We start from the raw sequence: 25,443 nt of genomic DNA, 5'->3' as shown, positions 1-25,443 counted from the left end.
AAGGATGTGAGGATCCCAAAACAACCAGGATGTTGGCTTAGAAGCAGCCATCATTTAAAGAAAGCGTAACAGCTCACTGGTCTAAATAAGGGTCTTTGCGCCGAAAATGTAACGGGGCTAAAGCCATGCACCGAAGCTGAGGATACGTAGTGATACGTGTGGTAGCGGAGCGTTCCGTAAGCCTGTGAAGGGAGACCCGTGAGGGCTCCTGGAGGTATCGGAAGTGCGAATGTTGACATGAGTAACGATAAAGGGAGTGAGAGACTCCCTCGCCGAAAGACCAAGGGTTCCTGCTTAAAGTTAATCTGAGCAGGGTTAGCCGGCCCCTAAGATGAGGCAGAAATGCGTAGTCGATGGGAACCACGTTAATATTCGTGGGCCTGGTGGTAGTGACGGATTGCTTAACTTGTTCAGCCTTATTGGATTGGCTGGGCGGGGACGCGGTTCCAGGAAATAGCTCCACCGTATAGACCGTACCCGAAACCGACACAGGTGGTCAGGTAGAGTATACCAAGGCGCTTGAGAGAACTATGCTGAAGGAACTCGGCAAATTGCACGCGTAACTTCGGAAGAAGCGTGACCCCATCGCACGCAAGTGTGTTGGGGTGGCACAGACCAGGGGGTAGCGACTGTTTATCAAAAACACAGGGCTCTGCGAAGTTGCAAAACGACGTATAGGGTCTGACGCCTGCCCGGTGCTGGAAGGTTAAGAGGAGAGGTGCAAGCTTTGAATCGAAGCCCCAGTAAACGGCGGCCGTAACTATAACGGTCCTAAGGTAGCGAAATTCCTTGTCGGGTAAGTTCCGACCTGCACGAATGGCGTAACGACTTCCCCGCTGTCTCCAGCATAGACTCAGTGAAATTGAATTCCCCGTGAAGATGCGGGGTTCCTGCGGTCAGACGGAAAGACCCCGTGCACCTTTACTATAGCTTTACACTGGCATTCGTGTCGGCATGTGTAGGATAGGTGGTAGGCTTTGAAGCGGGGACGCCAGTTCTCGTGGAGCCATCCTTGAAATACCACCCTTATCGTCATGGATGTCTAACCGCGGTCCGTTATCCGGATCCGGGACAGTGTATGGTGGGTAGTTTGACTGGGGCGGTCGCCTCCGAAAGAGTAACGGAGGCGCGCGATGGTGGGCTCAGACCGGTCGGAAATCGGTCGTCGAGTGCAATGGCATAAGCCCGCCTGACTGCGAGACTGACAAGTCGAGCAGAGACGAAAGTCGGTCATAGTGATCCGGTGGTCCCGTGTGGAAGGGCCATCGCTCAACGGATAAAAGGTACGCCGGGGATAACAGGCTGATGACCCCCAAGAGTCCATATCGACGGGGTTGTTTGGCACCTCGATGTCGGCTCATCGCATCCTGGGGCTGGAGCAGGTCCCAAGGGTTTGGCTGTTCGCCAATTAAAGCGGTACGTGAGCTGGGTTCAGAACGTCGTGAGACAGTTCGGTCCCTATCTGCCGTGGGTGTAGGAATATTGACAGGATCTGTCCCTAGTACGAGAGGACCGGGATGGACATATCTCTGGTGGACCTGTTGTGGCGCCAGCCGCATAGCAGGGTAGCTATATATGGAATGGATAACCGCTGAAGGCATCTAAGCGGGAAACCAACCTGAAAACGAGTATTCCCTTGAGAACCGTGGAAGACTACCACGTTGATAGGCCGGGTGTGGAAGCGCAGTAATGTGTGAAGCTTACCGGTACTAATCGTTCGATTGGCTTGATTGTTCTCATTGCTAGTGCTCATCGAAGCGCCCAAGGCGCTTCAATGATCCCGAGCTGTTTTGTTTTGTCCTGACGCTGTCGGCCCTTTAGGCCTGCGCTCCGGACGGGCCGGGCAACGTTGCCCGACGGCCCTTGGCCTTGCGGAGCTTTCGCTCCGGATGGGCTCAAAACAGCTCTGAAAAGACGTGTTCAAAAGATAAAAGAGGGTTTCCCTCGCCAGCTTCTCATTTTGGTTTTGCGCTGTCGCCAGCGCAATTCTTGCCCTTAGTTGACCTGGTGGTTATTGCGGGGTGGCTGCACCCGTTCCCATTCCGAACACGGCCGTGAAACGCCCCAGCGCCGATGGTACTCCGTCTCAAGACGCGGGAGAGTAGGTCGCTGCCAGGTCTATTAAAGGCAAGAAACAAACCAAACACAGGCGCCAGAAGCCGCTTTCGACGAGCCGCATGTGAAACAAAAATCTTCTCTTCAATCTCCGGCCCAGCCGAACAACCGGGCCGCCCTCAAGCGGCCTTTTTGCTTCGGTAATATATGCCGGTTAAAACCAACGGCATTTGGTTCGGCCAAATGCCGGATGCGACAAATCCCTCCGGGATTTGCACGGATGCGACAAGTCCTTCGGACTTGCACAGATAACGCGGGGTGGAGCAGCCCGGTAGCTCGTCAGGCTCATAACCTGAAGGCCGCAGGTTCAAATCCTGCCCCCGCAACCACTGAAACTTGCAAATTCTCCCACTCGGGGTATTTGCACCGAAGCTCCTCCGCGTAAGCGTCGAGGAGCTTTTTTTGTTTCTGCTCCGTGTCGATCTCGCCGGAAGCAATCTTCGCCATCAGATCATTCTGCGCGGCTGCGATGAACTGTTGCTCCATCAGATCCGGGACCTCCATTGAAGCCATAATGTTGGCGATCGAGCCGTGGACCTGCAAGGATGCCGGCTGGTGGCCGGGTGTCTTGCCGATGACGACGGTCTGGATGAGATCACGCACGATCGGCATGAACCGTTGTCGCGCGGCGTCGTCCTCGTTGCGGGCTTTAAACGACAGGGCATTCATGACGATCTCGATGGTCTCTGGACTGAACTTTTCCTGAAGCTTGGCAAGCCGTTCCGCGACGTCGTCCGGTGCTGATCGCGCTGCAGAATGGGAAGGTTAGCACGCAACGCGACCTAGCCCGCTTCGCCAAGGTCGAGCAGCCGCCGATGGCGCAAATGCTCGCACGCATGGAGCGGGACGGTTTGATCCAGCGAACACCCCACCCGGAAGACGGGCGAAGCAGCCGAATAGTCCTCACAAAAGCTGCGCAGGCCCGTATGCCTGACGCAATTGAAACCTTGTTCAAAGGAAATCGTGACGCAATGGATGGCTTCACAGAAGAAGAAGCAATACAGCTCGTCGCCTTACTTACTCGGCTGATTGCAAATCTGGATCAAATCACCAGCGCGGAGCCGCCATCACACAGCTCCTAAGCCTCAAACAAAGCTTCGAATCACGCTTTCGCCCTCCTACGGCCGCTGCGCGTGATCGACGCCTTCCCTGTCGGCCAATCAGATTCAAGACCTGACCACGGCGGACCTATTAGCTTGCGCACAGGTGCCGACGCTCACACCGGCGACGTCGACCTCGTCATTCGCGTTGCGCAGGGGGCTGCGCCTTGCCCGGTCCGGCTACACCCAATGCCGCTCAAGCGTTTGCCGATCCCACTTCCCGAGATTGGCGGCCGCTTCATAGGTTTCCTGAAGAAAACCCAGGAGGAACTCGTCCGGGTTGGGCGACCGACGAACCGCGTCGCAAGGCAGGGATGAACTGCCCAAGGCCCTTGTCGTAGAGGGCCTCAGGCGTGCGCAACGGCGTGTCGCCAAAGCCCGCGGGCTCGCCTGGTTCCGATTCCTGCAAACGACTCTAGGGACGGCCGATCTTTTGACACTGGAATCCTCAAAAGAGGAAGTCCGATTCAGGGGGTCCGAAGGTGATGAACGTCGGCTCCGAAAGGCGGCCGCTGCCCGCAACGACGAACTCGCCGACGAATGCGCCGGTGGTGCCGTCATATTCCAGCACCGAGTGGCCCAGCTCGCTTGCGACCAAGAGGTTGCCGTTCGAGTTGAACGCCATGCCCTCGGCCTCATTGAGGCCGCCGCTGCCGGCGGTGATGAAGACACCTTCGAAGTCGCCGGTCGTGCCGTCGTAGCGCATGACCTCGCTCGTCGCGGCGCTGCTGAGAAACAAGTCGCCGTCGGGGCCGAAGACCATGCCGGTCGGATCCAAGATGTTGCTCTCCGAACTGGGGACGAACTTGTCGACGAACGAGTTCGTCGCAGGGTCGTAGCGAAGGACCTCGCCGGGTCCTGATTCCGGAGTGCTGGCAACATAGAGCAGGCCATCCGGTCCGAAGACCAGCGCTTCCGGGTCGTCGAGCCCGGCCGCGTTGGCAGGATCGACGACGGCCTCGAAGACGCCGGTGTCTCCGTCGAAGCGGAGGATCTGGTTGCCGAGGCCGTCGTCGGTGAGGCCCGCGGCGATGAAAAGGTCGTTGTCTGGTCCGCCGAATGCGATCCCGGCCGGGTCGACGAGGCCGTGGCCGCTGGCGAAGACATCAAGGAAGTTGCCTTTCTCCCCGTCGTAACGAAGCACTTCATCGCTGCGGCTGGCGACGTACAGGTTGCCGTCGGGACCGAAGGCGATGCCTTCGGGTTCGATGAGGCCGCCACCGTTGGCGAACTTTTTCAGAAAGGCGCCGGTCTCGCCGTCGTATGCCATGACGCTCTTCGTGTTGGTGCTGCTAACGAACAGAAAGGTATCGTTGTCGAACAGAAAGGTATCGTTGTCCGTGTCCGCAGCGAGTTGCTTCGTCTTGGGCATAGTGGACCTCCGTTCACAATGGACGTAACGGCCGCCTATCTGGTCCTGACAGTCGCCACTTGAAAGCGCTACAGCCAAAAGCGCGGTCTTACGTCCCGTTTACCCCCTTCGTGTCTCATAGAAGGATCGCTTTAAACGCCGTCCGCAATCGTCAGGGTATGCTTGGAGCGAGATGAGAGCAACAAGCAAGTGCACGCGGATCTTGCTGGGTGCGCTCTCCGCATCGTGGCATTCTGTCCTGGAGTTTCACCACGCTTGCCGTTGCTGCCAAAACCCCCATGTCATCGGTTCCTGACTATCTCATGATCGAGACGGCTTTCACGGCCGTTCAGTGGATCGTTGTCGGTCCATTGACGGTGCTCGCCTTTGACTATGGAACGGCATCTGCGCGCCACATCCGGACCTTCGCTAATGATGTCTCCAAGGTCGCGTTCCGACCCAATGCGGACCTTTTCGCAGCAAGCAGAAGCGCAAGTCATGGGCCCAAAGGGGACAATCGAATGGCGGGATCACCCCATGTAGCTGCTGGCGGTCGAACCTCGAAGTCCGCGATAGACTTTTGAAATAGTCGTCATACAATCCGATCTCTGCGTTCTACGAAGGCAATGTGAAATGTCCGAAGAACGGGCCCAGCGCCGTCTTGCCGCCATATTGGCTGCGGACGTGGTGGGGTACAGTCGACTTCTGGACCAGGACGAGCAAGGAACATTGGCCGCGTTAAGGGGGCGGCGAAAGGAGATCCTAGAACCATTGGTCCGCGACCGCCAAGGGCGTGTCGTAAAAGTGATGGGTGATGGCGTTCTCGTGGAGTTCGGAAGTGCTGTGAACGCTGTGTCATGCGCCGTCGAACTCCAGAAGCGGATGGCGGCCGCCAACGAGGGAATGCCTGCCGACCGGCAAATCAACCTTCATATCGGCATTAATCTGGGCGACGTCGTTGTCGAGGCCGGCGATCTGTTCGGCGATGGCGTCGTTGTCGCCGTGCGACTTCAGGCGATGGCCGGGGCAGGAGATATCTGTGTCTCCGGCGGCATCTACGACCAGGTCAAGCGGAAGCTTGATTGCGGCTTCGACGAACTTGGTCCGCAAGCGATCAAGAACGTCGCCGAACCGGTGTCCGTCTACCGGATTCGGTTGTCGACCGCATCGGAAGATGGCGGGCCGGCGGACAAAGCGCCGCTGCCGCTCCCCACCAAGCCCTCCATCGCCGTCCTCCCATTTACGAACATGAGCAACGATCCGGAGCAGGAGGCATTTGTCGATGGCCTCACCGAAGACCTGATCACGGATCTATCGAGAACCAGTGAGTTGTTCGTCATCGCCAGCAACTCGGCATTTGCCTACAAGGGCAGGCACATGGATGTGCGTCGCATCGCGCGCGAGCTAGGAGTGCGCCATCTTCTTGAAGGGAGTGCACGGCGGGCAGCGGGACGGGTGCGTATAAACGCCCAACTGATCGACGCGATCGCGGGTGACCATCTTTGGGCCGAAAGATTCGACCGGAGCCTTGAAGATATCTTCGCCGTTCAGGACGAGGTGACCGGCAAAATTGTCGAAGCTTTGGTGGGCCGCTTAATCGCCGCGCCGGCGCGCAACAGACCAAGCAACCTGGAAGCCTATGATCTCTGTGTGCGCGCGCGGGCCCTGGGCCTGCAAACGGCGCTCACCGCGAAAGAAGCCATTTTCCTGCTGAACCGGGCAATTGCGCTCGATCCGGAATATGCGGAGGCGCACCGTTGGCTGGCACTCAACCTCTGGCTGGGCTGGGAGTTCTGGGACGAACCGATGGATCCCAACCGCGCAAAAGCGCTTGCCGAAGCACGGCGCGCGGTTGAACTCGACCCGAACGATGCAGGGAATCGCTGGGTATTGGGCGTAATATTGGGCCACGAGAGCCGCTGGGCGGATTCGGATGCCGAATTCGACGCCGCCCACAAGCTGGACCCCAACCACGCCGACGCATGGGCGATGCAGGCTGAACTGACGACGGAAAACGGGCGGCCTGCGGAAGCCATTGAGCAGGTGCGGAAGGCGCTCCGGCTCAATCCTCACCCGCCCGGTTGGTATTACTGGATGTTGGGCCAGGCTCAATATGCCATCGGCGACTACAAATCCGCGGTCCAAACGCTGCGTAGGCCCGAAACTTATCGCACGACTTCACGACGCCTGCTGGCAGCGAGTCTTGCGCAGCTTGGCCGCTTGGAGGAGGCGCGCTGGGAGGCGAAAATGTTCATGATAAGCAACCCGCACTTCACCATCCGGCACTGGTCGGCATCGCAGCCTTTCCCGGCCGACGACGTGCGCCAGCATATCGTGGCTGGCTATCGCCTAGCGGGGCTTCCGGATTGACCCGCGTTTGGTAAGTCTCCCGAAACCCGAAGCCGTTCGCCTGTACTTCCGCTCCATGGTCGAGTTGCGACCTACGTGGAGGTTTTCGCGAAGTCTGGAGATGGCGCATGAGAGTCGTCGCAATCTACCTTGGCGAGTGGCCGCTCTCCACCGATATCGTTGAAAAACTCGGCCAGTTAACTGTTCATCGGGCTGTTGCAGCATCTTTCCGGTAGGGATGATCGGTCATCTGCCCCGCACTTTCGCGCAGGGTGTCCTTTCTGGCCGCTTTTATGCGGCAATGACGCCGTGTGGTGGCCTTTGTGGTCTGAGTTTCGCCAGTCTTCTGAGGTTCTGGGCGGTTGCTGCAAGCAGGAATTCGTCTCGCGCACCACATGGACCTCGCAGCCTCAAACGCGCCATCCGGTGAATGCGTTTGAGGTGAGCGAAGAGCATCTCGACCTTCTTGCGACGATGCCGGGAACGCTCGTAAGCGGGTGTGGCGGCAATAGCTCTGGCGACATCGCGGGCATCTTCGTTGAGATCACGCGGCACCTTGCGAGCAGGCGCATTCGGGCAGCAGCGCTGTTTGAGTTCGCAGGCGTCGCAGTTCTTTTTGCTGGCGCGATAGAGCCGCGTCCCTTCACTCGTTATCCCCGATCTGGGCGGTGCATAGGTTCGGTGGAACTGCTTGAGCTCTTCGCCTGCTGGGCAGGTGTAGCGATCATTCTCGCCATCCCAGGTGAAGTCCGAACGGGAGAAGGTCCCGTCCGTCCTGTTGGATTTATCAAACACCGGAATGTGCGGCGCGATGTCCTTTTCCTTCACCAGCCAGGCAAGATTGTCAGCAGAACCGTAAGCGCTGTCGGCTGCCAGATAGCCTGGCTTCAAGCCGAAGCGGTTCTCGGTTCTGTCGATCATCGTGCGGGATGCTCCGACCTCCGCCTGACGGATCGCTCGCGTCGCCTCGACATCAAGGATGACACCGTGATCAGTATCGATCAGATAATTGGTGGCGTATGCGAAGAAGGCATGCCCCTTATGAGCACCTGTCCACTGAGCTGCCGGGTCGGATTGCGAGATGAACTTCGGCGTCACCGGCGAGGCAGCGCCAAAAGCCGCATCATCCAGAACCGCCAGATACTTCTGAACCGAGCGGCCAGCATCGTCTTTGGCTTCCCATTCAGTGCCGGGCACCGAACGCTGCTTGTTAGCGTCCGCCGCGATCAGGCTGGCATCAACCGCAAAGCCTTCTGCTCCCACCAGCCCTTGGGCAAGGCACCGTTCCACCACAGTCTCAAACATGTGCCGCGGGATATCACTTTGCCGGAACCGGCCATGACGGTTCTTCGAAAAGCTGGAATGATCCGGTACCTTTCCGTCCAGGCCAAGGCGGCAAAACCACCGATATGCGAGATTGAGATGGACCTCCTCGCAAAGTCGCCGTTCCGACCGGATACCCATGCTGTAGCCGATAATCAGCATTCGCATCATCAGCTCAGGATCAACTGAGGGCCGACCAGTGTTGCTATAGAAAGGCTTCAACTGTGCTCGAACGCTATCGAGATCGAGGTGACGATCGATCCCGCGCAGCAGATGGTCCGCAGGGACATGATCATCGAGGCAGAAGTCGTAGAAGAGCTGCGCCGAAACCGCCTGACATCCCATCATTCGCCTGATCCCCTGCAAATCACTCAGAGGATTGAATCACGCGTCTCAAGCATCGGCAATGCCGAGTTTTTCAGCAATATCCACCCATTGCTGCCGTTCGACCTGACGCGGGCGAACGGCAACAATGGGCCTGATCCCGGACCTTCGCACCGAGGTCTCACATGTCCGCTTGCGTGCTGGGTACCCTAGCAGCGGACGGTCTGCTGTCGGCCCCATTTCGGACGGCGAGATTACTGTGCATAATGGCCGCTTCTGGCGTAAGCGGGCCGACTTGAGGCTGAGAATTTACAAGTCTCTGTGGCCTCAGGCCCCCGCAACCAAACCAATCGCAAAAACCCTTGTGTCCAAAGCACAAGGGTTTTTGCGTTTCTGCGTCACCCAACACCAAGGCGCAAGCCCGCCAAAAACAAAAAAACCACTGCACCAAAGGCCACCGCCAATCCCAGCTGCAAGCCATGAAGCACCCCCATCTGGCGATGGCTATGCTGAGGGTCTGTTCGTGCCTGAGCAATGAATGAGCTTCATCGGCTTCTAACGATTCAGGACATGCGCAAGCTTGTGAATATGCTTTGCGCCAATACCGCAGCAGCCGCCGACCATCGTGGCGCCGGCCTCGACCCAATCGCAGGCAAATCGCGCGTAGCTATCGCCGGTCAGATCATCGCGTGTGCCATGCAGGGTTTCGTTTGCGGCCCCCTCCTCTTCGGCTTCGAACGCGTTGGCATAGACGCCGATATCGATATTCGTACCCTGTTGGTGAAACACGGAGGATGCCGTTTCAACCGCGCGTCCCATGACTTCGGGCCGGCTGCAATTAAACAGAAGCGCCCGGGCTCCCGAACCGGCCGCCCAGGCGGCAGCTGCCGCAACTGTTTCACCGGATCTCAATCGTGGGTCGTCAAGGGGAGCCTCACTGCCATCATCCAGTGTGAAGGAAATCCAGAACGGCTTGCCGGTTGCGGCAACGGCGGCGCGTACCGCATCCCCTTCGGCGATCAGGCTCAGCGTTTCGCCCAACCAGACATCGACATGAGGTGCCAATCCCTCCACGAGGAGGCTCAGATAGTCTTGCACCCGTGCGGGGTCGAAGCGCTCGGGCTCGTAGGAGCCGAAAATCGGCGGCAGCGAACCGGCAACCAGAACCTTGCGGTCGGGCTGGTCGTCGGCGGCCTCGCGTGCGAGCTTTCCCGCCAACGCGATCAGTGCGGCTCCCTGTGCGCGAAAGCGCTCTTCGCCGATGTGGAACGGCACCAGCGCATAGCTGTTGGTGGTGATGACATCGGCGCCTGCATCGATGAAGTCGGCATGGACCTGGCGGACGATATCCGGAGTTTCCATCAGCGCGAGGGCGGACCATTCCGGTTGCCTAAGCTCGGCGCCACGGCGGATCAGTTCCCGGCTCATTCCGCCGTCAAGGATACGTATTTTGCTCATCAGGTGACAACTCCAATCGTCAGTCGGGATAGTCCGATCAGCGCTGAATCATCGACGACAGCACAAATGCCGTCACCATGTCCCGTACGCCGGGTAGGGCGGAAATCTCTTGCCAGACCTGCCGGATGCGGTCGGCTTCGCTCGCTTCAACGCGCAAGACGAGATCGAATTCGCCGCTCATCACGTCGCAGGACACGACCTCGCGAATACGTCGCAACGCGTGGATGACGTCGCCGCCGCGCATCCGGTCGTGCCGGTAGACGAACATCATGGCCGCGATCGTCGAAGTCGCGGGACGGCCGTCGCCGGCTATGATCGTGTATCCCTGAATGAGCCCATCGCGCTCAAGGCGATCGATGCGTTGACGGATCGCGTTGCGGGAAAGATTGATCTTGGCGGCCAATTCCGCATGTGCAATGCGCGCGTTGCTGGTCAGTTCCGCGAGAATGCGTTCGTCGGCGCGGTCGAGGATCCGTTTCACGCGACACCGGCCGTGCTGGGTTCGGAATATGACAGGCGTTGGGCTGACCGAAACGCGTTCAGCGCACCGCCCCGAATGTCGGTATTGTCTTTCGACTCGGCAAGAAGCCTTGCGGCGGCGGCGAGCACGAAGCCAGGCAAGGCTTGCCGTTCGCCGTCGTCAAGCGCGCGAACGCCGCTGTAGCCAGCGAGAATTGCCTGGGCGCGTGCCACGTCGAGTGTTCCGTCCTGCAGCACGGTCCAGGAAACCAGCATATCGGCCAGTTCTGCGGCCAGGACATCATCGTGACGAAGCCTGAAATTGATGATGCCGCTGACCGCGTCATCGAGGAAGAAGACGTTGTCGGGAGAAAGCGCCCCATGGATCGGTCCCCTGGGCAGGCTTCCTTTGGGGCGGCCGCAAGCGCGCATCAGCGTTCGATGGATTTGCGCGACACGCCGCCCGAGATCGGCGCACTTCGCCGGGCCTGCGCAAGCGGCCGGTGAGCCCTCGACAAAACCGACGACCGCAACCAGTTTTCCGCAGGCCCGTATGGTCGCCCGGCCCTCTTCCGTGCGCAAGGTTTTCGGGCAGGGAACGCCCGCTGCCGAGAGCGTTTCCATCGTTCGGAACGCCCGCTCCAGCTCGAAAGGCTCGGCGCTGTTTTCAAACAGCGTGACGATAAATTCGCCGCGCTGTGAGCGAAACAGATAGGTGGTCTCGGTATCGCCGTCGGCAATGCCGATCACCGATGTGAGCGCGCCCATGCCGTAGGCGGCGGCAATCTCGCTACTGTCGTTGTCGGAAAGATCGGTGAATACGGCCACGGGGTGCTCTCGCGTTTCAATCGCCTAAACTGGTGTGGCCGGAAACGATTGCGCCGGGCCTAGCACACCGGCTTCGGCTCTCTTGACTGATGCGCACGCTTCCGGAAACATCACGCGCTCAGCGCCTGATCCAGATCCTCGATAAGGTCGTCGACCGATTCGAGACCCACGGATAGCCGGAAGACACCGGCTCCGGCGAAGGCCCGGTAATCTGCCAGTTGCGCCCCTTGAAGGCAATAGGTGGAGTTCATCATTTCGGCCGTATCGAGAAGAACGACGATACTGCGCTGGTGGCCGAGCGAAAAGGCGTAGTGCGCGACCCGAAGCTTGCCGGCGAGTTGGATCGCCATCGCCTGCGGATCCTCGGTCTGGAACGTCAGCATACCGCCGAAGACGTCCATTTGACATTTCGCCAGATCGTGCTGCGGGTGCGTTTGCAATCCCGGATAGGTGACCGCGGTGACGCGGGGGTGATCTGTGAGGAAGCGGGCGACCCGCAGCGCGGAATCGGACATCGTCCGCAGTCGCGGAAACAGCGTGTCGATACCGCGCATGACCAACCAGGCGTTCTGTGCCGACAGCGCTGCGCCAAGATAGACACCGGCACGCGAGCGAATTTTCTCGACCAGCGCCTTGCGGCCGCAAACCACGCCGCCGAGCGCATCGCCGTGGCCATTGATGAACTTGGTCAGCGAATGAATGACCAGATCGACGTCGAGCGCCAGCGGTCGGGTCGCGACAGGTGTCGCAAGGGTGGAATCCACCGAAACCAGGGCGCCGTGCCGATGCGCCAGCGTCGCCACGGCGGTAAGATCCGTCAGCCGCAGGATCGGGTTGCAGGGGCTTTCACAATGGACAAGCCGCGTGTTGGGCCGGAAGGCCGCGGCGAGCTCGTCGATGCGCGACATGTTCACGGCAGTCACCTCGATGCCGTAGTCCGGCAATATTCGCCGCGCGAGCTCGTTGGCGCCGGCGTAGCAGACATCGCTGACGATCAGGTGATCGCCTTTCTTGAGAAGGGTGAAAAACGTGGCGGCAATCGCTGCGACACCGGTTGCAGTTGCCAACGCATCGTCGGCGTCTTCGAGTGCCGCCATGCGCTGTTCAAGCTGTCGAACGGTCGGATTGGTCCAGCGCGCATAGAGAAAGGGCAGGGCCGTCAGGTCCGGAACGCCATCGGCCGAAAAGGCGCCGTCACCGGGTACCAGCAGGTTGTTGACCGACATCGAGATGTTGGGGGCGATGGCCTTCGTCGCCGGGTCGATGACCAGACCGCCATCGAGCGCCAGCGTTTCGCGGCGCAGAGCGTGCCCGCCTTCGGACGATGGGCGCGGAGGTGCTGCGACGCTTTGGTGATCCGTTACCGCGAGGGGGGACGATACGCTCGAGGACATGGAAGACCTTTCTTGCAAGATGCGGCGAGTAGGGATGCTAGTCCCGCCCGCATGTTTGTGACCGCTCAATTGCCCGGAATATGCCGACAAGCAGCGTCGGATGAGCCTTTTGCGCGCCTGCGCGGCGAGACTTAAAGCTACCGGCGCACCGGAACTTGCGCCTCGACGATCTTGAAGGCGCGGGTAATGAGAAGCGTCAGGAAGACATAGAAGACCGTGACAACCATCAGCGGCTCGTAGACCAGCAGCGTGTCCTGCCTGACCTTGTACGCCACGGCATAGAGGTCCATCACGGTCACTGTGAAGGCGAGAGGCGTCGCCTTTAGCTGCAGCACGACCTCGCCGGCAATCGTCGGCAGTGCAATGCGGATGGCGCGCGGCAACCAGATTCGCCTCGCGAGGGTCCAGGAGGACATGCCGAAGGATCGGCCCGCTTCGAGCTCACCCTTGGGAACGGCAAGAAGCGCACCGCGCAGTACTTCCGCTTCGTAGGCAGCGTAATTGAGTGTGAAACTCACCGCCGCGAAGAAGAATCCTTCGCGCACGATCGGCCAGAGGAAGCTGCCGCGCAGGCCCGGAACGAGCGGCAACAGCGAGCCGACGCCGTAATAGAGCAGCCACAACTGGATCAAAAGCGGCGTTCCGCGCAGGCAGGTGCAATAGCCCCGGGCAAGCCATTTGAGCCAGCGCGGGCCGCTGATCTGCGCCATTGCGAGGCCGATCGCCAGAATGAAGCCGAAACCGACGGAAATGACCAGGAGGAGCACGGTCTGGACCGCGCCCGCTGCAAGCAGCGGCCAGTAGGAGAAGATCCACGAGAAGTTCATCGGCCTATCCTCATGCGGTTTTCGGCTGCCCGCGCCGGAAGCGGCTCTCCAGCAGGCCAAAAACGACGTTGGAAAGCAGCGTAATGACAAGATAAAGCGCTGCGGCGGCGAGGAAGAACAGAAAGTAGTGCTTGGTATTGCCGGCTGCGAGCCTCGTCGCGAGCGCCAGTTCCTGATAACCGACGACGGCGATCAGCGCGCTGTCCTTGGTGACGGACATCCAGAGATTGGCAAGGCCGGGAAGAGCATTCGGCATCAACGCCGGCAGCACGATGCGGCGAAACCGCAGAAACGGCCTCATTCCAAACGCGCTGGCCGCCTCAATCTGGCCGACCGGAATAGCGAGGATCGCGCCGCGTAGGACCTCCGTCATATAGGCGCCCTGGACGATACCGAGCACCGCAACCGCTGCGACGAAACCGTTTATCTCGATGGCGGGAAGGCCGAGAGCCAGCAGAATGCGGTTCAGGCCGTCAGTGCCGGCATAATAAAGGCCGATGATCAGGATCAGTTCGGGAATGGCGCGGACCGCTGTCGTGTAGATGTCGAGAACGAAGAGAACCGGTCGGTTACCCTTCAACTTGCCGAGTGCCCCGCCGAGACCGATCAACATGCCGACGAGATAGGCCCCCAGCGATATCATGACCGTCGAAACTGCTCCACTGAGAAGCACGCCGCCCCATCCCGGCGGGTAGGGCGAAAGCAGTTCCAGCATGGATTGGGTGGATGACATGAAATACCTTGATTTGCCATTTGGGAGGCCGCGGCGTGCCTGCAAAGGGGATGCTGGCAGAAGGCCACGCAGCGTAAATCACGCGTAGCCTGCCGCTTCAGCCGGCTAGTCGGGAAAACGGCGCATGAGGAACTGCATGCGCCGTTTCCGTCAATCACTCGCCATATGGATCGAAGTCGAAGTATTTCTTGGAAATTTCGGCATATTTGCCATTCGCCCTGACAGCGGCGATGGCTGCATTCAGCTTGTCAAGCAGGGCGTGATCGTCCTTGCGCAGCCCGCCGCCAATGCCCGACCCCAGAATTGCCGGATCGTCCTTCACATTGCCCCTGTCCTCGCAGCAGTCCTTTCCGAAATCGGATTTCAGGAATTCCGACAACGGGATGGAATCGCCGAAGACATAGTCGATCCGGCCGGCGGAAAGGTCCTGAAACGCTTCATCCAGCGTCGTGTAGGTGTTTTCCGATGCCTTGTCGCCGAAGTATTTCTTGTAGTAGTCCGACTGGATAGTCGAAACCTGGATGCCGATGGTCTTGCCGGCGACATCGTCGGGCGAGACACCGGTCTCGCCATCCTTGGCGCCGATCAGCTTGCTTGGGGTGTTATAGTACTTGTTGGTGAAGTCGATGGTCTTCTTGCGTTCGTCGGTAATCGACATCGACGACCAGATGACATCGAATTTTTTCGCCTCGAGTCCGGGAATAAGACCGTCCCAGGACATGTCGACGATGGAGCAGCTCTCCTTCATCTCGGCGCAGACGGCATCCATCAGCTCGACTTCCCAGCCGACCCACTTGCCGGAGGCGTCCTTGGTAAAGAAGGGCGGATAGGCTTCGTTCATGATGCCGAAGCGGACTTCGGCATTGGCTGCGGCGCTCGAAACCGCAAGCGCGGCTCCCGTCAGCAGGATAGACAACAATTTCATGCAATTCCCCTTTTTGAGTTTGGGCAGAATGGACGCGGTTGGATGATCAACTGTTGAGCGCGCCCGTGAATTCCCGGCAGCGGGCGCTGATCGGAGCACCGAAAACCTGAGCCGGCAGGCCTTCCTCCTCGACGCGTCCCTGATGCAGGAACATCACGTGATTGGAGACGTCGCGGGCAAACTTCATTTCGTGGGTGACGAGCAGCATCGTCCGCCCCTCTTCCGCCAAGTCGCGGATGACCCTGAGCACTTCCCCGACAAGTTCCGGATCGAGCGCGGAAGTGGGCTCGTCGAAAAGCATCACCGCGGGGTCGACACATAGGGCACGCGCGATAGATGCGCGTTGCTGCTGACCGCCCGACATGAAAGCCGGATAGGCGTGCCGCTTGTCGTAAAGTCCGACCTTTGCAAGCAGCCCTTCGGCCCGCTCGATCGCTTCCTTGCGGTTCATTTTCAGGACGTGAACGGGAGCCTCGATCACATTTTCGAGCACGGTCATATGGGGCCAGAGATTGAAACTCTGGAACACCATGGCAAGACCGGTCCGGATTCGTTCGATCTGCCGCCAACTGGCCGGACACGCGCGCCCGGTACGGCTGGATTTCATCAGGATGTCTTCGCCGTTGATGACGAAGCGGCCGCGATCCGGGATCTCCAGAAAGTTGATGCAACGAAGGAAGGTACTCTTTCCGGAGCCAGAAGATCCGATGAGCGAGATGACATCGCCCTTTTGCGCCGATAACGATATGCCTTTCAGAACTTCATGGATCCCGTAACTCTTGTGAACATCGTCCACGAGCAAGGCGGGAGGAGCCTTTTTCGTCATTGCTCTGGTTCCCCACTGCATTTTTTGTGGTCGTTTGGGCGGATAGTATCGTCCTGGTGTGCGGTATTTCTGCGCAATTGCCGTATATCGTGCGGAGTTTGCGCGCAAGGATGTTCGCCATGCGGAGAGGCGGCAAGTTAGCTTCGGTTGATGCAGACGACCTTCGGCTGAGTCATGTCCTCGTAGGCGAAACGGACGCCTTCGCGGCCCATACTGCCATATTTGAAGCCACCGAACGGCATGGCGTCGAAACGGTAGTCGGAGGAGTCGTTGATCATTACGCCGCCTGCTTCTATCCCCGCGACAGCATGCAATGCGTCGCCGATATTGTTGGTGAAGATGCCGGCATGCAGGCTGTATTCCGGATCATTGGCCATTGCGATCGCGTCGTTGAGCACGTCGAAGGACTGCAGCATAACAACGGGCGCGAAGACTTCCTCCGTCCACAGTTTGCAACTCTGCGGCACGCCTTCCAGTACGGTCGGATGATAAACGTTTCCTTCCCGGCGATGACCGCACAGAAGCGTCGCGCCGGCAGCGATGGCGTCGTTGACCATCAATTCCGCCCGTTCCGCAGCGCGTTGCGAAATCATCGGGCCGACATCGGTATCTTCATGGTCCGGATTGCCGGCGCGCAGCTTTCGCGTGTCCGTCACGAAAGCCTCGCGGAAGCGCTCATAGAGCGGCGCCTGGACGAGGATGCGCTGTGTGCCGATGCAATTCTGGCCGGCCGCCCAGTAAGCGCCCGAGATGCAGGCCGCGACAGCCGGCGCGAAATCGCAATCCGACATGACGATGACCGGTGCGTTGCCGCCGAGATCCATGGCAAGTTTTTTCAAACCCGCCGCCTTTGCGATTGCTTCCCCGGTCGCAAAGCCGCCGGTGAACGATACCATGCGGACATCCCGCGCAGAGATGATCGCCCTGCCGAGATCGGCGCCGCCGATGGCGATCGTGACGACCTCCTCCGGCAATCCGGCCTCGACAAGCGTATCGACCAGGCGGATGGCCGAAAGCGGGGTCAATTCCGAGGGCTTCAACAGCACGGCGTTACCACCGGCAATCGCCGGACCGAGTTTGTGGGCAACGAGATTGAGCGGATCATTATAGGGGGTAATCGCCGCGATAATGCCGAGCGGCTCTCGCGTGAACCAGCCGTGCCGCGCCTCGGAACCAGCATAGGCATCGAACGGGATGACCTCGCCGGCGTTCCGTCTTGCCTCTTCGGCTGAGAGCTTCAGTGTATTGGCACAGCGCGACACTTCCTTGCGGGCCTGGACAATCGTCTTGCCAGCTTCCCGGACGATCAGCCGGGCGAATTGCTCCCGCCTGTTTTCGATCGCCTGTGCCGCCTTTTCGAGGATCGTTGCGCGCTGATGGCGCGGCAGGGCGCGTGACAATGCAGCGCCGGCTTTTGCACGCTCGATGAGCACATCGATCTGGCCGGCAAGCGTGCTTTCGACGGTGCCGACCGTTGTTCCGTCATAAGGATTGCGAACTGTGATCTGTTCGTTCATCTCGGCAATATGGAATTTTGCTGCGGTCATCAAGCGGCTTCCTTCTTGCTCGCGCCGGAACCGGCCTGGTGGATGGCAATGATGTCGGAAAGGAGCGCATAGGCGGTCTCGATCCTGCCGGCACCGGGTCCGGTCACCGTGACGGCGCCGAGAAGGCCGGTCTTGAACGAGACGGCGTTGGTCGCGCCTCCGACGCCGGCAAGCGGATGATCGAGCGGCAGGCGCCGGGGAGCAACGCGGGCTTCGATACGGCCATCTTCGGCAACGGATGCCGAACCGATCAGCTTCCAGCGGTAACCTTCCTGTGCCGCGGTTTCGATGTCTGCGACAGTCACACCGGAAATGCCCTCGCAGGCGATGTCCTTGGGGGCCAGCTTGCCGCCAAGCAGCTCGTTGGCGAGAATGACGACCTTTAGCCGAACATCGTGACCCTCGACATCGGCGCTCGGGTCCGCTTCCGCGTAGCCAAGGCTCTGCGCTTCCTTGACTGCATCGGCGAAACCGAGCCCGCCTTCCATGCGGCCAAGCACGAAGTTCGAGGTGCCGTTCAAAATGCCCTCGAAGCCATAGATACCGGCTCCGGCAAGCGTCTTTCGCGCCATACGAATGACCGGCGTGCCGCTCATGACGGCCCCTTCATATTCGAACATCACCCCGTTCCGTGCAGCGAGAGCCTTCAGTTCATCGGATGCCAGGGCGACAGGCCCCTTGTTCGTGGTGACGACGTGCTTGCCTCTCTCGAGCGCCCATCGGCAATGGGATACGGCCGGTTCGCCGTCGACGGGGTTTGTGAAGGTCGCCTCGACGACTATGTCCGCCGGGGCATGCCTGATCACCCTTTCATTGCAGGCCTCGGCGCTGCCGCCGGACAGTTGCCCAAATCCGCCTTTGGCGAAGTTGGTGTCAACGAGCATGCGCGCGTCTATGCCGTTCGGAGAAATGACGGAACCGAAATAGAGATCGGTTACCGCCACGATATTCAGCCGCAATCCTAGTTCGGCGTCCCAGCGCTCATTGCTGTCAGCGACCAGTTGGGCCAGTGCACGGTTGACGCCGCCGAAACCGATGAGCGCGATATTGTACTGTGTCATGCCATTTCCCTCTCTTGAGCGATATGACGAATGATGAACGGCGGCGGGGGCGGGTTGAAGCGTACCAAATGGCCAAAGAATTGGTCATTCTGCCTGCTCGATGACGAAATGCCCGCTGGCATGTGAAATTTCGCATGGGGCGCGGATATAAGGCGCCTGTGGGCAGATTTTTGAAGATTCGCCGCGCTGACCTGGTATAGGCTGCGGCAAATCACTACAGCCCTGCTGCGTCCTTCAGAGGCGCCAGGGATGCTGTTGAAGCAGCGCACGCATAGGGCGGGATAGATGACGGAACCACTGGATCAATTCGACCGAAGCATCCTTGAGATCATGCAGCGCGATTGTCAGATCAAGGCGGAAGCGGTCGGCGAGATGATCGGCCTTTCGGCGTCCGCCGTTCAACGCCGTCTGAAGCGGATGCGAGAAGAGGGGATCATTTCAGCGGAAATCGCTCTCGTCGATCGAAAGGTTGCCGGAAATCCGATGACGTTCATCGCCGGGATGGAGATCGAGCGCGAAAACTACGATGCGCTTGCGAAATTCCGCATGTGGGTCGCCAAGCAAGACCACATCCAGCAGGTCTATTACGTAACCGGTTCTGTGGACCTTGTTGCGATCATCACGGCACAGGACGTTGGTCAATATGATGAAATCACGGCACAGATCATGTCGCAGAATCCCCAGATCAAGCGAATCCACACGAACGTCGTCCTCAAAGACTTAAAGTTGGGCATGTTTGTTCCCATGCAGCCCTGAGGGCTGCGCGCCCGGCCGCCGCCATCGGTGTTGAGTCCGGCGTTGACCTGTGTGTCAGGTGAGGCGCGATCGCAGCAGACGGTAGTAGCCGCCAAGCGGCGGAATCTCCCGTTCGAGTTGATCAAGGGCCGGATCCTGCGCGTGCAGTGTTCCGGCGTACTTGGCGGCAAGCAGCTGCTTGTGGTTCGCCAGAGCTTGCGGCGAAGGCTCGGGTTGCAGGATCGTGAAAATCGGCGACAGCGCGGTACGGCCCTTGACGGTGATGCTGTCAAGTTCGGCGCTGGTGAAAGCGGCCGCGCTCAACCGTGCCGTCTGCTCGCCGACAAGCAGCGGCACGCCGTAATTCTTCGATTCGCCTTCGAGCCGCGAGGCGAGATTGACGGAATCGCCGAGCACAGAATAGTCGAAGCGGCGCGACGAGCCCATATTGCCGACAACGCAATCGCCGGTGTTGATGCCGATGCCGACCTTCAGCACATGCGGCGGCTTGCTGCCGGCACCTTCCGCTTCCAGGTGCAGTTCGGCATTCAGGGTCTCGATCGCCTCCAGCATGCGCAGCGCAGCGCCCACAGCATGGCTGGCATGGTCCGGATCGTCGAGTGGCGCGTTCCAGAAGGCCATCAGACAGTCGCCGATATATTTGTCGATCGTGCCGCCGCTTTCGAGCACGATTTCCGAAAGCGGCGTCAACAGCCGGTTGATCAGGGCTGTTAGCTGCTCGGGATCATCTTTCAAGGTTTCGGAAATCGTGGTGAAGCCGCGCACATCGCAGAAAAGAACGGTCAGCGTCCGCCGCTCGCCGCCGAGTTTCAGCTGTGACGGATCGTTGGCAAGGCGCTCGACCAGCGCCGGGGAGAGGTAGCGCGAAAAGGCGCGCGTGATGTCCCGGCGACTGCGCCGCTCTGCGGCGTAATCAAGCCCGGTCTGGCCCGCGACGACGCCGATATAGGAGAACACCGAGCCGACCGGGGACACGAAGACGTGGCCGAGCCTGAGCAGCGCGTAGCTCGCAGCTGCAAAAAGGAGCAGGACCAAAAAGCTGAGGGCGGCCGTCAGCCAGCCGGTCGAACGGAAGACCATGGTGGCTGCCAGCAAGGCACCAAGGGCAATCGCGACAATCACGATCGGACGCCCGGCCCGTTCGATGAACAGGCCTTGGGTTATGTTGTCGAAGATCGTCGCCTGGATTTCGGCGCCGGCGACCAATTGGCCTGTATGCACTGTAAATGGTGTCGCAAACGCATCCGCGCCGCCGGCCTGGAGGGTTGGTGCGTTCTGCAGGCTGAGCCCGACGATGACGACGCGGTCGCGAAAGAAGCCCTCCGGCAGGAACTGGCCGGGATCGAGTGCCTGATAATAGGATACGGTCGGATAGGTTCGCGCCGGCCCGAACATCTGGAGCAGTGCCGGTCCAGACCGCGCCTGTTCCTGCCGTCCGGCGGTTCGTGCAAGTTGTGCGGCAAAGCCATCTGCATAGGCCGGAACCTGCCGCAATGTCCCGTCGCCGCTCAACTGCACCGATGCGATGCCGGTCTTCGCGCCGCGTTCGATAAACCGAGCCAGCGGTTCGGTTCTGACGAACTGATCGGCTTGCGGCGTTTCAATCAGCGTCTCGTCGCCCGCGAGCACGACATCCGGGCCTGCCGTGGCAGCCAGGGCGGCATCGTTTTCAGGCGCGACCGAGGGTTCGGCAAGGATGATATCGATGCCGATCGCTTTCGCACCGGCCTCACGTAGCGCTTCGATCAGCCGCGCATGCAGCGCGCGCGGCCAAGGCCACTGGCTGCCGATCTCGGCCATCGACGGCTCATCGATCGCCACGATCACCGGCCCATCCTTTGGCAACGGCGGCGGCGCGAAGGTGGAGAGATAGTCGAAGCTGCGCAGTTCGACGAGCGAGAAGGGCGAGGTCAGGGATGCGAAGGAGAGAACGACGACGGTAAGGGCTGCGAGCACAGCGAGGCCCAAGCGGCGGTGGGTGCGCCGGGCGGCTGTTTCGGTCGAAGGGCCGCCTGTGTGCCCGCGAAGCACATTGAACGCAGCCATCAAAAGCGCACTTTCACCGTCCCCTTGAAGGTCGGCCCCCAGCCGGGAATGCCAGGTGCTAGGTTGAAGTCCTCATCGAGAAGATTGAAGGCGGCAAGCTCCACTTCCACATGCTTGTCGAAGGGCTCCCATATCAACGCGGCATCCAAGGTCCAGTAGTCGTCCACCGGCAGGCCAACTCCGGGTCCCACGCGCTCGCCGACATAGTTTGCGGCCAGTGTCGCCTTGACGTTGGCAGTGTTGACCCAGGTCAGGGCGACCTGTCCCGTCTTTTCCGGAATGAATGGTATCGGACCCCCGACCGGTCCTGCGGTCGGATCACGATTTTCAGAATCGGTATAGGCTGCTGTCGCCGCGAGCCCGAAACCGCGGCCGAGTGCGATGTTTGCGGTCATGGCAACGCGGTCAATGCGGCCGTCCGATACGATCAGCGCCGAGGTGGAGAGAGGCAACGTGACAGATAGATCTTTCAATTCCTGATGCTGATAGTCGAGTGCGGTGAATACACGATCTGACCATTCCGCGTCCCATCGCAAGGCGAAGGTATCCGTATACCCTGTCGATGCCACGTCAGTTTGGTTCGTTTGAAGACCAACGATGCCGACTGGGGAGAGCGTCGCGGTTTCAAAATCATCACCCTGCCTTAGGAAGGCAGCGCGCAGCCAGTGGCCATCGGCGGGAGCCCAGGCGAGCCCAACACGTGGTTCCAGCCGCGCGATGTCTTCGCTATCTCCGTTGACGTACCGACCAAAAAGCGCGCCTTCGGCCTTGAGGTCAGGCGTTATCTCATAAAGCGCGTCGATATAGGCGCGAACCAGCGTTGATGTCTCCGATGCGGCTGCAGATATTGAAGTCGCCCGGGCGCCAGGAAAATATGGAAAGTAGTCGTCAACCGTTGTCCTTGAGGATGCTTTCACCAAGCCGCCCTCAACGCCGTACCGCCACGTTAAATCGCCATCGCCATACGTATGGCTGAGTGTGGCTATGTAGCTCTTTTGATTGCGGTCATCGACGAGAATGGTCCTGCGTGGGACAGGTATGCCTCCAAAGGGCGTGACAAGGATATCCACATACGTTGCATCGCTGCGGGATGTGTTTTTCTGGTCAGTGTAGAACAGGGCGGCATTCGCGACATTGCGATAGCCGAACGTGTGGCTCCATCCAAGACCGGTGGTTAACCCTGAAACGTCGAAGCCATCGCTGCCTGCGAACAAGGGCGGTAGTCCGGCGATATTTTGAAGCTCATCAGAGGAGGCGTAGTTAAAATGGGCGACTATGCGATCGTCAGGAGTGGGAGATTGCGAAAAATATCCGTTGCCCCCGATAATATCGATTTCTCTTTCAAGCGTCAGCCCACTGCCGACATCGAGCGAATCCTTCGGCTCGCTCCACTGAAGATTGCCGTAGAAACTGATTGGGTAAGGCGAAAGCGTTAGCGCCCGTATCTCGGCCTCGGCGTTCCATCCGGTGTTCTCGCTATCGACAGTGACGCCGCCGGCGAGCGCGGCCTCGAAAAACGGCATCTTGACGAGATTTGCGGTCCGCTCGCGGCTTGCCAGCATATGCGGTTCGAGCAGCAGCCCCTGAAAGAACGCCGAAAACGACGCCTCGTTCGAGCTGTTGACGATAGACATATTGTCGTAACTGTATGTATTCCCGAAAGGGTTGACGCTGCCACGCACCGCCTGGTCGATATAACTCGACCCCGTAAAGGGATCGAACACCGCGTCACCATAATATTGCCCCCACGCATCGAGACCCTGCAGACGGAAAGCGTCGTTGAGGGTCGACCCGGCCTGCTGGTTGGCGCCGAGCGGTGCGTGGTCGCCGCCCCGGGCGCGCGTCCGGCGCATGATCTCCTGCGCGTTGCGGATCGCAGCATCGGAATCATATTCGTCGATGGCGATCGCCGTGCGGACGACGGGGATGACCGGATCGTTGGGATCCAGGCGCTCGGCATTGTCGAGTGCCTGGGCCGCAGGCAGGCGATCGCCCTTTTCATAGTGGGCAGCGGCGAGCAGCAGTTGCGCCTGGGAATAGCCCGGATTGGCGGTCGAGCCCGCGAGCAGGTCCTCCACCGCCTTTTCCATCTCGCCGGTCTGCATATAGTAAAGGCCGCGGGCTACCAACGCGATGTCGAAGGACGGATCGACTTTCATCGCTTCGTCGATCTCGCGCTTGGCCTCGGCCATGCGCCTCTCGTCGAGATAGAGAAGAGCCAGATTGGCGTGACCGACGGGATCAAGCGGGTCGAGTTCGATCGCCTTCCTGTAGGCGGCTTCGGCTTCCCGGTTGGCATCCCGGTCGGATTGCGCAAGGCCGATCGTGTTCCAGATAGTGCTGGAACCCGGCGCGGTTTGCAGGGCACGGTTCAGATCGTCGAGCGCCCCCTGCCGATCGTGCAAAATATAGAGTTTATAGTTCGCCCGCGCTTCCAGTCCGGTCGGATCGTCCGGGTCGATCGCCAGAGCGCGTTCAAACCCGTCGACAACTTCCTTTTCGTCGGCGAGCAGAATGGCGAGTTGTGCGCGCGCCGCGGGCAGCGTCGGGTCGCCCGGCGTATTGCGCTCACCCTCCTTGATGGCCGCAAGTGCTGCCGGGATATCTTCGCGAAAACCGATGGTCCAAGCCTTTGCCATGTTCGCGTAGCCGCTGTTGCCTGTCTTGGGCGGTTCCTCGACATGGTTGGGGTCGGCAAGAGACCGGGCAAAATAACCGCCATAGGCAGCGATCGCGCGGCGCTTGGCATCAAGCCCTGGCCTGGCCCTTTCAAACAGCGTAGCCGCGTCCTTATAACGGTTCTCGGAACCGGCGATCAGTGCCTCGATCAGATCCGCCCGCGCTGCCTGGGCGCCGCGCAATTCTCTGGCGCGTGCCTCAGCCAGCGCAGTGGTTGCCTTCTGCTTTCCATCGAGCGCCAGATAGATTTCCGACAGGCTCAGCCAATCCTCCGCCGAGCGGACGTCGGCTTCTTCGGCCTCGATGCGGCGTCGCTCGCTGCGCATCTGCGGGACGATCAAAGGTGTCGCCGGCATCCACTGGAAGGCCGTCCGCAGCTGCAGGCTGAACAGCATCTGTTCCCGGTCTTTCGGCTTGGCGATGATGATCTTCGAGGGTGCCCTGCCGATCGCCGCGACGGCGCCTTCGCCTTGCGCGACCTCAACACTGCCATACGCATTGCTGAGTTCGACCAGCCCTTCCAGAACGATCAGCGAGGTCTTGCCGTCCGCGCCGACCGTCATCGTCCAATCGGTGCCGCGAATGGCGGCTGTCGCGGCAGGAGTGTCTATGGATACGCCCTGCCCCCCACGTTCGGCGCGGGCCCAGATCGTACCGGATTGCAGTTCGAGCCCGGTATCGCCGGTGCCACCCATCTGCTTGACGAGAAGTGAGGTATTGCGGCCGAGGCGCATCTGGGTGCGGTCGGAAAACAGGACGGCGAGCTGGCCGTTCGCGTTGGTGCGCAGGACGTCGCCACTCAGAAGGTCCTGCTGCAGGTCGACATAACGCCAGTCGGAGATATCGACGAAACGGACTTCCTCGCCGGATTTGCGGGCGATCACCGATCCGGCGGCCGGAAGCGGACGCGGCAAAGGGTCCGCCTGCGCCGTCATGGCGAGACAGAGCGCTCCCAACGCAACCCCCACGGATGCATATTTCATGCAAATTCCCCAACAATGCACAGATGATCACTGGAATTGACCACCCCAAAAGTCAAGCCGGGTGGGCGTTTTCGCTTTGCTTTGCTGGAGAGGTGTAGAAATAGAGAAACACAATACAACATTAGCGAGTATTTCTGGCGATACATGGAGAAAGGCCGGTTGCAGCTTTTGGAAGACGTTCAGGAGCTGCGGACTATTCAAAAGAAACTGATTGGCTCTGACAAACGGTGATGATCGCCACCGCGCCACGGCTTTCATAGTCAGTTTGGCCGCCTGACCAAATTTCCCCAAAATTCCTATGGGATTTTTATTTCTCTCCCCGGCTGCCTGTCTCGAACCCTTATGCGGTTCGGCAGCAT

The 25,443-nt window shown here is 59.8% G+C and carries 18 protein-coding genes, 1 tRNA gene, 2 rRNA genes and 1 pseudogene (1 of these 22 only partly in view); 7 read left to right on the top strand and 15 right to left on the bottom strand.

The features are described 5' to 3' along the window. The 5 genes and pseudogenes from ACSQ2W_RS07365 to ACSQ2W_RS07345 form a co-directional block, all read left to right on the top strand. Window positions 1–1,734 (top strand): 23S ribosomal RNA (locus ACSQ2W_RS07365) (it extends 1,063 nt beyond the left edge of the window). A gap of 269 nt (window positions 1,735–2,003) precedes the next feature. Next, window positions 2,004–2,118: ribosomal RNA gene (rrf, locus tag ACSQ2W_RS07360) — 5S ribosomal RNA — on the top strand. A 249-nt stretch (window positions 2,119–2,367) separates the two neighbouring features. Then, window positions 2,368–2,444: transfer RNA gene (locus ACSQ2W_RS07355), tRNA-Met, on the top strand. A 202-nt stretch (window positions 2,445–2,646) separates the two neighbouring features. Next, complete coding sequence (locus tag ACSQ2W_RS07350; RefSeq protein ID WP_436085670.1) at window positions 2,647–2,859, top strand: hypothetical protein; 213 nt, start codon at window positions 2,647–2,649, stop codon at window positions 2,857–2,859. After that, window positions 2,850–3,197: pseudogene (locus tag ACSQ2W_RS07345) on the top strand (MarR family winged helix-turn-helix transcriptional regulator); the annotation flags it as partial. The gene ACSQ2W_RS07350 and the pseudogene ACSQ2W_RS07345, both read left to right, overlap by 10 nt. Window positions 3,198–3,395: 198 nt before the next feature. Here the strand turns inward: ACSQ2W_RS07345 and ACSQ2W_RS07340 are convergent. Continuing rightward, a complete protein-coding gene (locus tag ACSQ2W_RS07340) occupies window positions 3,396–3,776 on the bottom strand; it encodes a DUF5996 family protein (protein ID WP_436085669.1) in 381 nt (126 codons plus the stop codon). Then, entirely contained in the window at window positions 3,664–4,587 is a 924-nt protein-coding gene (locus ACSQ2W_RS07335; protein ID WP_436085668.1) for a Vgb family protein, read from the bottom strand. The genes ACSQ2W_RS07340 and ACSQ2W_RS07335 overlap by 113 nt, the downstream gene beginning before the upstream one ends. A gap of 612 nt (window positions 4,588–5,199) precedes the next feature. Here ACSQ2W_RS07335 and ACSQ2W_RS07330 point away from each other — a divergent pair. Continuing rightward, the gene (locus ACSQ2W_RS07330; protein ID WP_436085667.1) at window positions 5,200–6,936 is read left to right on the top strand and encodes an adenylate/guanylate cyclase domain-containing protein; all 1,737 of its coding nucleotides are present in this window, start codon (window positions 5,200–5,202) and stop codon (window positions 6,934–6,936) included. A 270-nt stretch (window positions 6,937–7,206) separates the two neighbouring features. Here the strand turns inward: ACSQ2W_RS07330 and ACSQ2W_RS07325 are convergent, their stop codons facing one another. The 11 genes from ACSQ2W_RS07325 to ACSQ2W_RS07275 all read right to left on the bottom strand — a co-directional run bounded on the left by ACSQ2W_RS07325 (window position 7,207) and on the right by ACSQ2W_RS07275 (window position 18,620). Then, window positions 7,207–8,586: a transposase gene (locus tag ACSQ2W_RS07325; protein ID WP_436085666.1), complete on the bottom strand. Its 1,380-nt coding sequence runs from the start codon at window positions 8,584–8,586 to the stop codon at window positions 7,207–7,209. A 531-nt stretch (window positions 8,587–9,117) separates the two neighbouring features. Continuing rightward, the gene (locus tag ACSQ2W_RS07320) at window positions 9,118–10,020 is read right to left on the bottom strand and encodes a homocysteine S-methyltransferase family protein (RefSeq protein ID WP_436085665.1); all 903 of its coding nucleotides are present in this window, start codon (window positions 10,018–10,020) and stop codon (window positions 9,118–9,120) included. 37 nt (window positions 10,021–10,057) lie between these two features. Beyond that, window positions 10,058–10,501: an Lrp/AsnC family transcriptional regulator gene (locus ACSQ2W_RS07315; RefSeq protein ID WP_436085664.1), complete on the bottom strand. Its 444-nt coding sequence runs from the start codon at window positions 10,499–10,501 to the stop codon at window positions 10,058–10,060. Continuing rightward, on the bottom strand, window positions 10,498–11,307 hold the full coding sequence (locus ACSQ2W_RS07310; protein WP_436085663.1) for a phosphotransferase: 810 nt from the start codon (window positions 11,305–11,307) through the stop codon (window positions 10,498–10,500). The genes ACSQ2W_RS07315 and ACSQ2W_RS07310 overlap by 4 nt, the downstream gene beginning before the upstream one ends. Before the next feature lie 110 nt (window positions 11,308–11,417). Beyond that, window positions 11,418–12,701, bottom strand: coding sequence for a trans-sulfuration enzyme family protein (locus ACSQ2W_RS07305; RefSeq protein WP_436085662.1), 1,284 nt, complete (start codon window positions 12,699–12,701; stop codon window positions 11,418–11,420). A 137-nt stretch (window positions 12,702–12,838) separates the two neighbouring features. Then, window positions 12,839–13,528, bottom strand: coding sequence for an ABC transporter permease (locus ACSQ2W_RS07300; protein WP_436085661.1), 690 nt, complete (start codon window positions 13,526–13,528; stop codon window positions 12,839–12,841). 10 nt (window positions 13,529–13,538) lie between these two features. Next, a complete protein-coding gene (locus ACSQ2W_RS07295) occupies window positions 13,539–14,261 on the bottom strand; it encodes an ABC transporter permease (RefSeq protein ID WP_436085660.1) in 723 nt (240 codons plus the stop codon). A 154-nt stretch (window positions 14,262–14,415) separates the two neighbouring features. Then, on the bottom strand, window positions 14,416–15,186 hold the full coding sequence (locus tag ACSQ2W_RS07290; protein WP_436085659.1) for a transporter substrate-binding domain-containing protein: 771 nt from the start codon (window positions 15,184–15,186) through the stop codon (window positions 14,416–14,418). A 46-nt stretch (window positions 15,187–15,232) separates the two neighbouring features. Then, complete coding sequence (locus tag ACSQ2W_RS07285) at window positions 15,233–16,012, bottom strand: ABC transporter ATP-binding protein (protein ID WP_436085658.1); 780 nt, start codon at window positions 16,010–16,012, stop codon at window positions 15,233–15,235. 137 nt (window positions 16,013–16,149) lie between these two features. Further along, entirely contained in the window at window positions 16,150–17,559 is a 1,410-nt protein-coding gene (locus ACSQ2W_RS07280; RefSeq protein WP_436085657.1) for an aldehyde dehydrogenase family protein, read from the bottom strand. Then, complete coding sequence (locus tag ACSQ2W_RS07275; protein ID WP_436085656.1) at window positions 17,559–18,620, bottom strand: homoserine dehydrogenase; 1,062 nt, start codon at window positions 18,618–18,620, stop codon at window positions 17,559–17,561. The genes ACSQ2W_RS07280 and ACSQ2W_RS07275 overlap by 1 nt, the downstream gene beginning before the upstream one ends. Before the next feature lie 285 nt (window positions 18,621–18,905). Between ACSQ2W_RS07275 and ACSQ2W_RS07270 the strand changes: the two genes are divergently transcribed. Continuing rightward, entirely contained in the window at window positions 18,906–19,376 is a 471-nt protein-coding gene (locus tag ACSQ2W_RS07270) for an Lrp/AsnC family transcriptional regulator (protein WP_436085655.1), read from the top strand. Window positions 19,377–19,430: 54 nt separating this feature from the next. Here ACSQ2W_RS07270 and ACSQ2W_RS07265 read toward each other — a convergent pair whose 3' ends face one another. Then, entirely contained in the window at window positions 19,431–21,422 is a 1,992-nt protein-coding gene (locus tag ACSQ2W_RS07265; protein WP_436085654.1) for a CHASE2 domain-containing protein, read from the bottom strand. Next, window positions 21,422–25,084 (bottom strand): FecR domain-containing protein, encoded by a 3,663-nt coding sequence (locus ACSQ2W_RS07260; protein ID WP_436085653.1) that lies wholly within the window; start codon window positions 25,082–25,084, stop codon window positions 21,422–21,424. Before ACSQ2W_RS07260 ends, ACSQ2W_RS07265 begins: the two co-directional genes overlap by 1 nt. Between the last annotated feature and the right edge of the window lie 359 nt (window positions 25,085–25,443).

Source organism: Pararhizobium sp. LjRoot255 (assembly GCF_964252905.1).
In the GTDB taxonomy this organism is placed as follows: domain Bacteria; phylum Pseudomonadota; class Alphaproteobacteria; order Rhizobiales; family Rhizobiaceae; genus Pararhizobium.
This window is presented reverse-complemented; position numbering and strand designations above follow the sequence as displayed.

Bases quoted from the DNA above. Each gene is read 5' to 3' on its own strand.
- ACSQ2W_RS07300 (WP_436085661.1), bottom strand. From the start codon at position 13,528: ATGAACTTCTCGTGGATCTTCTCCTACTGGCCGCTGCTTGCAGCGGGC.
- ACSQ2W_RS07265 (WP_436085654.1), bottom strand. From the start codon at position 21,422: ATGGCTGCGTTCAATGTGCTTCGCGGGCACACAGGCGGCCCTTCGACC.
- ACSQ2W_RS07340 (WP_436085669.1), bottom strand. From the start codon at position 3,776: ATGACGGCACCACCGGCGCATTCGTCGGCGAGTTCGTCGTTGCGGGCA.
- ACSQ2W_RS07285 (WP_436085658.1), bottom strand. From the start codon at position 16,012: ATGACGAAAAAGGCTCCTCCCGCCTTGCTCGTGGACGATGTTCACAAG.
- ACSQ2W_RS07270 (WP_436085655.1), top strand. From the start codon at position 18,906: ATGACGGAACCACTGGATCAATTCGACCGAAGCATCCTTGAGATCATG.
- ACSQ2W_RS07260 (WP_436085653.1), bottom strand. From the start codon at position 25,084: ATGAAATATGCATCCGTGGGGGTTGCGTTGGGAGCGCTCTGTCTCGCC.
- ACSQ2W_RS07275 (WP_436085656.1), bottom strand. From the start codon at position 18,620: ATGACACAGTACAATATCGCGCTCATCGGTTTCGGCGGCGTCAACCGT.
- ACSQ2W_RS07330 (WP_436085667.1), top strand. From the start codon at position 5,200: ATGTCCGAAGAACGGGCCCAGCGCCGTCTTGCCGCCATATTGGCTGCG.
- ACSQ2W_RS07305 (WP_436085662.1), bottom strand. From the start codon at position 12,701: ATGTCCTCGAGCGTATCGTCCCCCCTCGCGGTAACGGATCACCAAAGC.
- ACSQ2W_RS07335 (WP_436085668.1), bottom strand. From the start codon at position 4,587: ATGCCCAAGACGAAGCAACTCGCTGCGGACACGGACAACGATACCTTT.
- ACSQ2W_RS07290 (WP_436085659.1), bottom strand. From the start codon at position 15,186: ATGAAATTGTTGTCTATCCTGCTGACGGGAGCCGCGCTTGCGGTTTCG.
- ACSQ2W_RS07280 (WP_436085657.1), bottom strand. From the start codon at position 17,559: ATGACCGCAGCAAAATTCCATATTGCCGAGATGAACGAACAGATCACA.
- ACSQ2W_RS07295 (WP_436085660.1), bottom strand. From the start codon at position 14,261: ATGTCATCCACCCAATCCATGCTGGAACTGCTTTCGCCCTACCCGCCG.
- ACSQ2W_RS07320 (WP_436085665.1), bottom strand. From the start codon at position 10,020: ATGAGCAAAATACGTATCCTTGACGGCGGAATGAGCCGGGAACTGATC.
- ACSQ2W_RS07325 (WP_436085666.1), bottom strand. From the start codon at position 8,586: ATGATGGGATGTCAGGCGGTTTCGGCGCAGCTCTTCTACGACTTCTGC.